This is a genomic window from Anaerococcus lactolyticus S7-1-13 (assembly GCF_000758765.1).
In the GTDB taxonomy this organism is placed as follows: Bacteria; Bacillota; Clostridia; order Tissierellales; family Peptoniphilaceae; genus Anaerococcus; species Anaerococcus lactolyticus.
This window is the reverse complement of record NZ_JRMW01000035.1, coordinates 72,588-86,247: the sequence shown is the minus strand read 5'-3', so window position 1 is coordinate 86,247 and position 13,660 is coordinate 72,588. Positions and strand designations below refer to the sequence as shown.

Below are 13,660 nucleotides of genomic sequence, written 5' to 3'. Positions count from 1 at the left end.
TACGATCTTTTGATTTTATTCTTCGTCCTTATTCTTTTTTTCTCTTGTAAAGAACAGTCCGACACTTGATGCTGCCATCAATCCTAGGTAGAATTCATAGTTTGTTATAATTCCAGTGCGTGGATTTAATACTTTGGCTAGGGCTTTCTTTGTACCGGCTACTCCGCTATTTACAGTTGCTGATACACTTCCTGCAATCTTGCCTGCAGCATTTCCTACTGTTTTCACAGTCTGGTCTATCTTCGCTTGGATTTCAACTATTTCATTACCACCCTTTTGATTTGGATTCTTTCCTTTGTCTTTTGGATTATCCTTCTTATTTGGATTGTCCTTATCTTTCGGATTGTCCTTGTTGTCTGGATTGTCCTTATCTTCTGGCTTGTCGCCTGGTTTGTCCCCTGGTTTATCGCCTGGATTTCCTCCATCAGGATTTTCAGGATTTGGTGTAACAACTCCTGGGTTGTCACCATCTCCACCTGGAGTAGGTCCTGGAGTTGGGCCTGGTGGTATTATGCAGACATCACATCTAACATACTTAGCACTTATTACAGTTACATTTTTGCTAAATGTATGGCCTACTTGCTTGTCATCTTTAAAGAAGCTGAAGTTTTTATCAGTCACTTCTGTTAGTTCCTGTTCTTTATCTCCTTCTTCATAATTCCATCCATCAAACATGTAGCCCTTTCTGCTAGCCCCATCTGTTTCTGGCAAGAAGACTTCAGCCTTAGGATTTACCCAATAGATGCTTTCCTTATTATAAACATCATCTTCACGTTTTACTACTACCTTCACATAGGTATTTGGCCTAGCAATCTCAGTTGTCTTATCAACTTGTCTAATAACACTTGGATAATAAGATGCTTTTATAGTAGTCACGTTGTTAGTGAACTGCCTTGGTCCGAATGGGCTTTCAGCTTCATCACTAGCAGTCCATCCCTTTAAGAATCCTCCATCTTTTGGTGTAACATCCATTTCTGGAATTGTTACGTTAACTTTTGGATTTACATAATATACTTTAATTTCTGGATTTTCAGCATTTTCTGTAGGGTCGACTATGACTTTCTTATAATCTTCTGGTGCATCAACCTTGTCAGTAGACTTTGGATCTACAGGAATCAAGTTTTTGTAAATCTTAACTGGGACTTTAACTTCATATTCCCTACCATCAGTTAACTTTATTTTAACCTTTGCATTTACTGTAGTGGATGTGTCGTTACCCGGAACTTTTGTTTCACTAGTAGGACCCTCAACCACTTCTTCGACTGTAAATTGCTCAGGTTTGATTGTCTCAGTTTCTTCTCCACCAGTTTCCTTTTTCTTTGTAATGGTTAATGCGCTTATGCTATTCTTATAATCATCCTTAGTAAGGGTACTACCCTCATAAGTCACGATAGTGTTTGCATCTCTCTTAGGTTCTGGCTTAATATACGTATCATATTGAGCTTTTATTATAGTTTTTACTACAAATCTGCCACTTAGTGGCCTATCCCAATGACTGAATACAAACTTATCGCCCTTATTATTAATAGCCCTACCTGTTGGGTTTTCTACATCAAATGTGACATCAACCTCAGGATTTACCCAGTAGGTTAATTTTTGTGGAATTGTATTTCCATTAGCATCAGGACCTAAGAATGCTTTTTCTGTCCTATCGATGAATACTTTAACATAGTTTCCAGGAACAATTGGGTCTGGATCTCCTTCTTTTTGAGGAACAATATTATCAACAACTGTCACCTTAACTGTTACAGTTGTTGTCTTACCATTTGGATAGGTGATTTTTAACTTAGCTTCTTTTTCACCTGTAGTAGAAGTATCTGGCCCATTACCATCAAATTCAATCTTTGTTCCTGGTGGCAAGTTTGTCTTTGATGATGGGTCCTCATCATCGTAGATGTTATTTATGAAATCTCTTGGTTTTGGATTTGAGCCTATTGGTATTACTTTATTACTTGCAGATGGTATTAGAGGTTGTTGGTTTAGCTTGAATTTAGCTTTTATAGTTGTCTTATCAGCAGTAAAGGTATCAGAAATACCATCTTGATATTTTTTATCTCCATCTTCTACTTGCCAATATTCAAACTCATAAGCTATATCACTACCTTTAACCTTAGCTCCACTTGGCTTATCAACTGGTAGGCTTACTTTCTTCTTAGGATTTACATAGAAAGTTCTTACTTGCTCGCCATTTGCTCCTAAGTCTGCCTTATCAGTATAGTCAACAACTACTTCTACAAAACCATCTGGTTTTTGTATAGAGTCATCTGTTTTTTCCACAAAATCTTTGCTTACTATAACAGGTACATAAACCACATAGCTAGATCCGTCTGTGTAGCGGACTTTTACTTTTTCTTTAAATTCACCAGCCTCGTTTGTGTTCACCCTCTTATCTGGATCTTGTTCAAGGATAACAACACTATCAACAGTCTTTCCTGATGGTGGTGTGATTGCCTTCTTGTAGTCAATGTCTGATAGACTATCGCCAATGTTTTTGATAATTGTATTAACAGTTGGCTTAAGAGGAGTTATTGGACTTCCCTTTGTTTGATACAATGCGTAAATCTTAGTATCCTTTTTAAAGTTATTTCTATCTCCAGGTTTGATTTCTACCCTTTTATTTTGATCATCTAGGTAATACCATTTCACAAAAGTATATTTGTTATCTGCTGGTGTTGGGTCTTTTTCAGGAATAGCTACCTTCGCATTTGGATTTACATAGTAGACTTTTTCTTGGCTATCTTGTGCCAAATTTGTTGGCACTAGGGTTACCTTTACATAGCCTTTTGGTTTTGTGATTGGGTCATCTGGATTGTATGGGATTATATCCGCATCTTTTGTCCATTGGGCTGTGGCTGTTCTTGCCTGTTCTAGTTTAACTTCATCGCCTGGTAGGTAGATTTTTTCTTCTCCATCAAGCTTCCAGCCTTCGAAAGTGGCATTTGGCTTAGCTAATGTTCCTTTGCCAGCTAATCTAACTGTTGTTCCAACTTTTACTGTTACATTTGCTGGTACATCGCCAGTTACATCTGTTCCACCCTTGTTATAGGTCAAAGTTACTTGGCCTTTTGAAAATTGTGCTACATATTCTCTATCACCAGTAATTGGTTTTGTAGTATCAAGATTTTCAACCCATTCTGTAAATGTATAACCGTCATTAGCTATAGTTTTTGGTACTGCAAGTTGTTTTTCACCTGCTGTTTGTCCTTCAGCTAATTCAACTAGTTTTATATCAGCCTTTGGATTAACATAGTAAATTTTTTCTGTTTTATCTCCTTCAAGCTTACCCTTATTAACATCTTCTGTCTTAAATGTTACTTTTACATAGCCTACTGGTATTACTTGGTCAGGATCGTCTGGATTAGCTTCTACTATATTAGCATTCTTTGTGAAATTAAAAGTAAATTCTGTTTCAGTTTTAAATGTGTCTTTTAATTTTTTAGTTTTGCTTGTATCCCAATTTCCGCTAATATATCCAACATTTGGAGTATTTTTAATATTATTAGCTGTATTTGTTAAATCAACTTCTACTTCTGGGCTTACGTAGTAGACAAAGTCTCCTGTAAGTGTTTTTTCAAATTTTCCACCTTCCCCTGGTTTGAAGGTTACTTTGACATAATTTTCCATTGCGTCTTTTGGTTTTGATCCATCAGAGTTTGCTGGGATTATGTTTTTATGAACTTCTACTGGGATTACAACTGGTTTGTCATTTGTTCCTTGTGTAGTTCCGTCTTTGTATTTGACAATTACCTTGGCTTCTTGTTCGCCAGGTTTAGATGGATCAGGTTTTGAAATAACTTCTATTGATTCAATTTCTTTTCCTTCTTGAGGTGTGATTTGTTTAATTAAATCATCGTTTGTTATTTCTTTACCTTGAGGTGTGTCAAGTTTCTTAGTCTTTAATGGATCTTGAATTTTTTCACCTGCAAAAGATTTTTTATAAACTGCTTCGATTACAGTTACCTTATCTGTGAATTTGTTTTTGCCTAGGTCAATTTTTACTGGTGGGTCAACTTTGTTTAAGTTGCTATCGTCTTCACCAGTCTTAACCTTTTGCCATTCCTTGAAGATATAGTTAACTTTCTTCTTACCAAGTCCTGTTATTACTACTTCTTGGTCAGTTTTTCCTGTTGGTTCTGCAACTGTTATGGCAACTTCCTTAGTTGGGTTAACCCAGAAAGTTTTTGTAAATGCATCAGTTGCCTTGTCTGTTGCTTTTACTATTACTTTTACAAAGCTGTCTGGCACATCTGGCTTGTCTTCGCCTTCTTTTTGTTCAACAACATCATGAGCATCAACTGGCTTAATGACTGTGTCTTTTGTGAACATATGACGTTTTTTAAAGTCAAATTTGCCATTTTTTGCCTTATCTTCGTTTTGGTCAATCTTATCAGCTGTCCAATTTATGAAGGTGGTTGATCCGTCTGGCTTAGCTTCTGGGATATTTACCCAAGCCTTTTTATTTACGTAGTAGACCTTGTTGTCCTTGGCTGTCATGTCGCCTGTTGGAGCAACTGTGACTTTTACATATTCTCCAGTTATCTCTTTTAGCTCGCCTTTTTCAGCTTCTGATAGGAACGCTGGTTTTTCTGTGCTAGTTAGAGCTTCGTAGACGTTCTTGTAAATCTTGACTGGAATTTCAAGTTCCATGTCTTCTTTATCATTGCCCTTAAATTTGACTTTTGCCTTGAATTTTATAGTTCTAACAACTTCTTCCTTGTCATGCTTGCCAAGTTCCTTTATTTTTTTATAAACATCCTTATCTGTAAGAGCGTTGCCTTGATCGTCAACGATTGTAACTGTTGCATCAGATGGTAATAGCTTTTCTTTATCTTTTTCTTTATAAACGACTTGATTCTTTAAATCCTCTATAGTTGGACCGAATTTATTTATCCAAGTACCATCAGTTTTTTTGAAGGATTCTGTAGTTACATATTCCTTAGCCACTACGCCTTCCCAATCAAATTTGGCAGTGAATGTATGATTATCTTCTACTATAGTGTTTGGATTTAATAATGGTTTCTCATCCCATTTCTTAAACATCTTGCCACTATCTGGGGTGATGTAGTACTTGCCGGCTTCCTTTGTTTCTCCAGCTTTTAATTCTTTTGGTACTGGAAGGTGGTCTGATTTGAGGCCCTTTATTACATCGTAATTAAGTTCTTTAATATCATTGCCATCTTTATCTTTACCAAAAGAGCCACCCTTGTCTGCCTTGAAGGTCACTCTGACGTATCCATCTGGAACTGGGTCGTCCTTTGGCACTTCAATTACTCTTACGTCCTTATAATAGAAGGTAATCTCATCACTCTTTGTACCATTGATGCCTTCTAATTCATTTGTGTCTTCATTGACATCGAAGATGAGTTGTTGTTGCGGGTCGCTTACAAGCTTCCAACCTGGGATTGGTCTATAGTTTCTAGCATCAAAGTAGCGATTACCATTTTTCACTACTTCTTGATCAATAATTGCCCCGTCTTTTTCATTTTCTGTGCCCTTAAATCTTTCGTCTATATAATTGACCTTGTAGACACGTTTCCTAAATGGTCTGTAGAAGAATTTGAAGATGTTATTTGGGTTGTCTATCATTTTACTTGAATCATCTGGGTCTGGAATCTTTTCTGGTTCTACCCTAAAGGTCTGGAAGAATGAGTTGTTTGATTTTACACGGTTATTGTATGCTTCATACTCATTCTTTAGTTTGCCTGTTAATTTTTCCTCAAGTTCCCCATTACTTGCTAGGAGGTAGTCTCCATTTTGCCTATCACCTGATGCTGCAACAAGGTAGCCTACCCTCTTATCTTCGAGTGTGTCTTCTCTAGGATTATCATCCTTAGTTAAGTCAACCTCGTATTTGTTGTTCAAATAATAGTGTTTTGACTTTACATCGACTCTTTGGTTTGCGACCCAAATTGCCTTGAGGTAGACAGGAGCTACAACGTCGTTACCGAAGGAGTATAGTTCTGGAACCTTGTAGGTTTCGCGATATGAGTTGTCGATTTCGTCTGTATAGTCGCCTGTTGTGGCATCCTTCTTATAACGAATTACTTCCCAGCCCATAAAGGTGTAGCCCTTCCTTGTAGGGTTTTTAGGCTCTACAAGCTTTTGTCTTTGGATAACTGTAAAGACTTGCTTGTCACCATCGTCCTTTTCCTTTTTTGCATAGGTATTTTCTTCCTCTTGGCCTTTGTCTCCTTCTTGTATTGTTTTTCTTTCTGTGGTGACTTTTTCTTCAGAAATTTGTGGTAATTTTCCTCCATCAGGATCAAAGGTCACCTTCCATTTGTAGTCTGGCTCGCCCCACTTTGCGTATAAGTTAAGTGCGTGGTTAGGCATGATTTCGCCCGGGTTTTCCCAAACAAGTTTTGTGCCAGCAGGGTCTAATGCCCAGCCCTTAAATACCATTTGGTCTGAAAGACCTTCTGGTCTTTTAACCTTTAGTTTATTATCTTTTGGATCTGTAAACACAAGGTCTGTAAGTTGTAATTTTTGTAAATTTTCCGGATTATCCAATAAGTTCTTAGGACCTTCCTTGGTACCCACTTTCTTATATTCTTCATTTTCATCTACATCAGGACTTAGGGCCTTTAATGGGAATTCATAGAAAGTGTCTAATTGGTTTTTTGAATTAAAGTAAGAATCATCTCTAATCTTTGATGGGTCGTAGTTAAACCTTAGTGGGTACTTGTTACGAGTGTATTCAAATTTAAGGTAGCCATTTGTTTCAAATCCGTCCCAGCCGTCAGGATCGCCCCAGTCATCGGCATTATTAAAGAAGGCCTTAATAAATTTCATCTTACCTACAGGGCGTGCTCCATACATGTCTGTATACGTCTTAGCAGGGAATGGGGTTACGTCTTCACGCTCATCGTTTTTATCATCTATGCCATCCGAATCAAGAAATTCCGGTTTTTCAGTACCTCTCTTACCAGTAAAGCCTTGAACCTTTGGGTAGCTAGGAGCATAAGTGTCAGAATTGGTATCTGCCTTAGTCCTGTATAGGTCATAGCGGATAATTGTTTCGTCGTCCTTAAAGCCATCCATCCAAAAGTCCATGTGGTGGGGCATAGAGTCTTTTTCTTGCTTTATACCAAAGGAAAGAATTTTATAATCGTACCACTCTAAATTTATGCTTGTTCCATCACCCTTATCTATCTTCTTGGTATAGCCGCCCCAAGTATCGTAGTTTTTCATATCCAAAAATTCATCGGCATTTAATCTATAAGGAGGTGTGTCTAAGTGAACCGGAAAATATGGATTACTATAGTTTGGTCCCCAGCCAAAGGATTGCATGTCTTTGCTAAAGCCCTTGGTTTGCATGGCATCGTTTGGCCAACCTAGCATGAGCTGGTTAAACCTTGCCTTGTAATGGTAAGGATTGCCAGGACCGCCCTTCTTCACTGCCTCGCCTTTAGCTTCATCATATCCCCATATTTCAGGGTAGAAGGTGTTTTCAGCGGGTAGGGCATTCGACTTGGTAAAGTAGAGGTCATAGACTTGTCTGTCGTAGTAGATGTTGTAGACAGTCTTACCTGTTGAATCCACAGACTTAACTAAATTTACATCTTTCGGGTCCTTGTTTTGATCATGAGTTAGAGCTTGGTTGTAGACATAGAATTTATTTAGATAAAGATCTTTTCCACGATTAAATCTATCGCCTTTCCATATCTTATTAAGACGAGCTTGGTTTAGGTCAGGAAAGACGATGTCTTTTACAGACACGTTATTCAAGTCTGGTCTCGAACCTGTGTCTTGGTCTTTATATACACGAGTACCTATATAGTCGTACTTATCTAAAAGTCCGGCATTATCAGCATGGTCTGCCTTTTCTACCCAGAATTGGACAGCATAGTCAGCCTTTTCCTTATCCTTCCATACGGCTGTGAAGGTGACCTTGCTTGCTGGCATAATCAAATTAGCATCAAGATTTTCTATAGCTTTGCCATTTCCATCTTTAATGATTTCATTTGCCTTAAAAGTTTTTCCATCATTTGTTTTTAAATCAACGGATGGCTTCCAGCCTAAAAACTCGCCGCCTACTTTTGTAGGTATAGATTCATCGGCAATTTTAGGAATTACTTGTTCATAATAAAGTGTACGAGCTGGAAGTTCTGTTCCGCCAGCTGTATCAAATGTCACATCAAAATGGGCACGGTTGTAGCGGTATTCCAATACAAAATCCTTGGCATCGTCTGGCACTTGCATAGAAATGGACCTGGCTTCTGGTACATAGCCGTTAATATCTATACCTTTAAGACCAGCTTCATAAGATGTTATAGGTTGGACTTCTAAGGTAGAACCGGTATTTCCATCTTGGAAATTAATAAGCTCATATGATTCAATATCAGATTTTGATAATCCTTTGGTTGTTTTACCATTTTGTACCAAAACTCCATTATTTTCAGTTTCGTTATTGCTTAAATCAAAACTTGTAATAGTCCCATCAGGGTTTGTGTATTTGTCAAAATCAGCTAGGTCAGTTTGGAATATATGCTTGACCTTGATTTGATTTGACCTAGCTTGGTATTTAAAATCTCTTTTTGCCCTATATCTAATACCAGTTTTGTCATCTCCAGATTGTTTGCCTTTTTTTGCTTCATCTACAATATATTGATACTTATCTGTGAAAGAATCTACACCATCAGGCTTCTTATAGCCAGCTAGGTCTGGTAGGTCGATTTTTTTATTAACCTTAGCTTGTTCCTCAGGACTTGCCTTTTCACCCACACTTGCTATGTATGGTTGGTAGTTTACATAGTACCTATCCCCTCTTTTTACCTTATAGTCTGTGCGTAGGGTGTAAATTTCAGGTTGTTCTGGGTTTTTAGTAAAATCTTTGGCATTATCTGTATTTGCTGGCACAACAGGCAAAGAGTTGCTATTAGTATTATTAACTATCTCCGCTGGCGAGCTTTTATAAGTCACGCCACTTGCAAAGGCCGGGGCGATATTTGATGCCATCATGGTAGTGGCTATCACTAGGGCCATTAGCTTCCTTAATTTCTTCATCTTCTTCTCCTAACTTTCACTGTTGTTTTATATATAGTTTATTGATTTAAAATTCCATTATATCACCTTTTATTATACACCAAACCATGAAAAATTTAAACATTAATCGTCAATTATATATTGATAGTTGCAAAATAATTTGATAATTCTTATTTTGTCAAAAAAAATTTTAAAAGTGATATTTCCCCTGCACATTGTATAATAAATCCGAGGTGTATTATGATTGAATATTTAAAAGAGCAAGGCATCGACGAGAGATTGATTGCCCAATTAGAAAAATATAGACAAGAAAACGGACTTGATAACAACGACAGGATAATAAAACCTGAGTACAAATACTATGGAAAAGATGTATTGGAACAGGCGATTGCAGCCCTCCTTGCAGGCAAAAATATCCTTCTTACTGGGGCAAAGGCTACTGGCAAAAACGTCCTTGCCTCAAACCTTTCCTATCTTTTCAAAAGACCAACTTACAATGTTTCCTTCCATGTCAATACTGACTTTGCTTCCCTCATAGGAGCTGACACTTTCAAAAATGGAGAGGTGACTTTTAGGAAGGGACCTATATATGAAGCAGCAATTAAGGGTGGCTTTGCCATCTTGGATGAGATTAACATGGCAAAAAACGAGGCTATTTCTGTCCTCCACGCGAGCCTTGACCACAGGAGAATTATCGACATATCTGGTTTTGACAAGATAAGTCTTGATCCCAATACTAGGTTTATTGGAACTATGAACTATGGCTACGTTGGCACTCGTGAGCTTAACGAAGCTCTTGCTTCGAGGTTTATGATTATAAATGTGCCAAATATTACCAAAGCAAATCTCGATTTACTCCTAAAGGATAATTTCCCAAGTCTTAAAGAAAAATACAGACTCGCTTTGATTGATATGTTTATCTCCCTTCAATTAAAGAGCGAAAACAACGAAATTTCTACCAAGGCTGTGGACCTCAGAGGTCTAATCGGGGCGATTGAAACTATGAAAATAGGTCTTAATCCTTTTGACGCAATCAAGATGGGTCTTGTTAATAAGTCCTTTGACAAGTTTGAAAGGGATTTGGTACTTGATTTGATAAAGACAAAAATTCCTGAAAAAATAGACGAGAGTGTCTTTGATGAGTGAGAATTTTGACAAGATAAGAGAATATAATATCATCTGGGACTTTGCAGAAAATTACGACTTTTTGCCACAAAAATCCTATCCTATGGATGAAGTCTACAAGAATATGACTAGGGGTTTTATCATCAAGACCTTTGATTTTAAGGTTTTGGACTCGTATTTTGATTATCTCAGGGCTGAAAGTCCATTTTTTTCAGAATTTTCCTTCATAACCAATCTCTTGATGGAAGATATTGCCTACAAGAGTCTTGCCAAGGACAATCTTGTCATAGGTTCTTTTAGAAAGGATTTTGCCAAAAAAGCCCTCAGAAAATACAACTTCCACGAGGCAGACAACCTTAATGAGCAAATCGAAAAAGCCTACTACGGAAAAATTTTGGCTAAGCCAATCACAGAGGGTCCATTTTTTAGGACAATTTATAGGGATATTTTTAAAATTTACGAGCTTGATACAGGTAGGCTCATCGAAAAATTAAACGAAGTCTTTAAGACCTATTTCCGTTTTGAAAAGTCTAAGGAAAATGAATCCCTCCTTAAGGAGATGATCAAGGATAAGAAGCCCAAGAATTTTAAAAATAACAAGAAGGACGCCAAGGACTTTGATTTTTCAGATGACTTTATCAAGGACCAGTTTAACATTGGGTCGGCAGAGTTTACGGGAAATATTTATCTTGAAGAAAAAAACAAGGACATGGATAGGCACCTTATCCTCTTAAATCTCGATAAGGAAGGCTACCATGGTAGTGACAAATTTATAGAAGATTTTTATGGCAAGTCTGTATTTCCTGAAATGAGGGTCAGATCTCTCGAGAAGAAACTCGCAACAGGTGTCCATGCTGGCAAATTTTTATATTTTACCAAGGGAGTTTACACCGATAGCCCAAATGCCAAGTTTTATAAGAAGAACAGGGATGAGGTTTTTTCTAAAAACAAGGATTATATAGAAAAAAATCTCGCCATAAACAACCGTTCCATCAAGGAACTCGCCCAGACAATAAAAAATTCCATAGCTAACTACGAGGACTTTGCCGATGTCAGCAAGGCCTACGGGATTGTGGATTCTACAAAGGCTTGGAAGGCAAGTGTCTTAAAAGATTTCAATATTTTTGATAATGTGGAAAATGACGACGTTTCAACTTTCAAAGTTGACTTGCTTTTGGATTCTTCGGCGAGTCAAAGAAACAGGCAGGAGGTCATCGCCAACCAAGCCTACATCATTGAAAATGCAATGGATGAAGTCGGCATTCCTATAAGGGTCATGTCTTTTTCAACCCTTCGTGACCACACTGTCTTCAATCTCTTTAGGGACTACAACGAAAAACACAACAACAAGGAAATTTTCAAATACTTTGCCTCTGGATCAAACAGGGACGGACTCGCTTTTAAGGTTTTAAATGAATTGATAGATAAGACTAAGGATAATGAAAAACACATAGTAATTATTCTTTCAGACGGCAGACCAAATGACGAGAAAGCCAATATTAATACTGTAAAACTCCTTGAAAAAGAGCAGTATGTCGGTGATGTGGCAGTGAATGACACTGCCAAGGAGATTAGAAATATAAAAAACGAAGAGATATCTGTTCTTGGCGTTTTTACTGGCGAAGACGAAGATATAGAAAATGGAAAACTGATTTATGGGACAGATTTTTGTAGGATAACCAGCCTTGAAAATTTCTCCAAAATCGTTTCAATTTTTATGAAAAATACTATTATGAAAATATAAAAGATTCTCTCATTTATGGGATTTCTCCTCCCTCTGGTCATCGAAATGACCCCGGTTGAGATTAGGCTTATGGAAAACAGCGATGCACTTTCATCACACAAAGTCATTCCGAGCGAAAGCGAGGAATCTCATAAACTAGGAGCCTTTTTACCATAAATCGGAAAATTAGTGATATTTGTAAAAAACAAAGATGGCATACTTAAGCCAAAAGCTTAAGAGCCATCTTTTTTAGTACCTATTTTTTCTTTTTCTCCTTGCCACCCTCTTTGGGTCTTGGTTTTTTTCAAAAAACTTGTGGTAGAATTGGTTGACAAGGTCCATTACTTCTGGAATTCTTACTAGCAAGATAACTACTAAGTAAACAAAGCCTGCCACAAGGATTGCCCCGAAGATAGCAAGCAGGTGAGAAATTTTACCAGCAAGCATGGTGTATGTTAGGTTTGCCAAGTAGGCCATAAGTCCTGTTGCGACAATGATTTTGCCTAGGGAAAGAAGGGTTTGCCTTAAGTTAAAGGAACCGAAGTTTGCCCTAAATTTGTAAAGCATCATCATTGATCCAAGGGCTGTTGAGACTACTGTAGCATAGGCAAGGCCTTGGATGTCGAAAATTTTTATCAAAACAAAGTTTAAAATAACATTTAAAACTTGCTGGATTACTACAATTATTACAGGAGTCTTGCTATCGCCAACTGCATAAAATCCCCTGTCCACAACATCTGATAGGGATTGAAAAATGATGTAAGGTGCGTAAGCTGAGAGCAGACTTGCTACTATGATTGTATCATCACTTGTAAAAGCATTTCTCTGGAAAATCAACTCGATTATAGGTGCTGACAAAACGGTCATGCCTATTGTGGCAGGGATTACCAGACTCATGGTTGTTACAACTGCAGATGAGATTGATGCCTTCATTTCTTTGATTTGCCCAGATTGACCAAGGGAGGCTATCTTTGGGAAAATCGCTGTTGTAACAGAAACTGTGATTACGCCTGTGATTAGGGTAAGCATAGTTTTTGAATAAAATAATTTTGAAATGGCTGCCTTTCCAAAAAAGTAGGATGCCATAGAGTTATCTGCTATTATAGAAAGTTCTCCAGCGGCTGATGAAATAATTATTGGCACTGCCACAATCATCAGGTTTTTGACATACTTGTTGTGGATGTCTATAATTTTTTTATGCTCAAAACCCGCCTGCCTTACTGCTTTTGGAAATAATATATATTGCAAAACATTTCCCAAAAGTGCCCCTACTATGAGCAAGTAGGAGTTACCAGTTATGCCTGTAAGGACTGTGAATATGATGATTACAATGTTCATCAAAATTCCAGTGATGGCTGGGTCAAAGAAATTGCCCTTGAGGTTTAAATATCCCCTGAATATTGCAGAATACAAGTAGGCAAAGACCGCAAACATCATTATCCTAGTGAAATTTGTCGCCAGGTCTAGCCACTTGCCCTCAAGGTCCGGGCTTAGGATTTTTGAAAATGGCCTTGCAAAAATTATCCCAAAGATTACTGCGAAAAGAGCAAAGCGCATCAAAATATTAAAGACATTTGATGTAAATTCTTCTGCAGCTTCGATTCCCTCTTCATTTTTTGCCTTGTTATATATAGGGATGAAACCCGAAATAATACCCATTGCCACGAAGTTCGATACCACTACTGGGAGGGTATTTGCTGTTGTATATACACTTTTTAAATCACCTGCTCCGATGTAAGATGCCATCACAGCTTCTCTGGCAAAACCAAAGACCTTGGATATGATGGTTATTATCATGAGCATAAATGTAGTTTGTCCCATAAAACC

At 37.6% G+C, this 13,660-nt stretch carries 4 protein-coding genes; 2 read left to right on the top strand and 2 right to left on the bottom strand.

Going from position 1 to position 13,660, the window contains the following annotated elements:
• Window positions 1–15: 15 nt before the first annotated feature.
• Window positions 16–9,006: an InlB B-repeat-containing protein gene (locus HMPREF1630_RS05715; RefSeq protein WP_052039385.1), complete on the bottom strand. Its 8,991-nt coding sequence runs from the start codon at window positions 9,004–9,006 to the stop codon at window positions 16–18.
• Between the two features lie 219 nt (window positions 9,007–9,225).
• On the opposite strand from HMPREF1630_RS05715, the gene HMPREF1630_RS05710 reads away from it, so the two are divergent.
• Window positions 9,226–10,131, top strand: coding sequence for an AAA family ATPase (locus tag HMPREF1630_RS05710; RefSeq protein WP_037327933.1), 906 nt, complete (start codon window positions 9,226–9,228; stop codon window positions 10,129–10,131).
• Entirely contained in the window at window positions 10,124–11,854 is a 1,731-nt protein-coding gene (locus tag HMPREF1630_RS05705; RefSeq protein WP_037327931.1) for a vWA domain-containing protein, read from the top strand. Before HMPREF1630_RS05710 ends, HMPREF1630_RS05705 begins: the two co-directional genes overlap by 8 nt.
• 228 nt (window positions 11,855–12,082) lie before the next feature.
• Here the strand turns inward: HMPREF1630_RS05705 and murJ are convergent, their stop codons facing one another.
• On the bottom strand, window positions 12,083–13,654 hold the full coding sequence (gene murJ / locus HMPREF1630_RS05700; protein WP_004826582.1) for a murein biosynthesis integral membrane protein MurJ: 1,572 nt from the start codon (window positions 13,652–13,654) through the stop codon (window positions 12,083–12,085).
• Window positions 13,655–13,660: the final 6 nt, after the last annotated feature.

Coding starts and splice junctions, on each gene's coding strand:
- HMPREF1630_RS05715 (WP_052039385.1), bottom strand. CDS start 9,006: ATGAAGAAATTAAGGAAGCTAATGGCCCTAGTGATAGCCACTACCATG.
- HMPREF1630_RS05705 (WP_037327931.1), top strand. CDS start 10,124: ATGAGTGAGAATTTTGACAAGATAAGAGAATATAATATCATCTGGGAC.
- HMPREF1630_RS05710 (WP_037327933.1), top strand. CDS start 9,226: ATGATTGAATATTTAAAAGAGCAAGGCATCGACGAGAGATTGATTGCC.
- murJ (WP_004826582.1), bottom strand. CDS start 13,654: ATGGGACAAACTACATTTATGCTCATGATAATAACCATCATATCCAAG.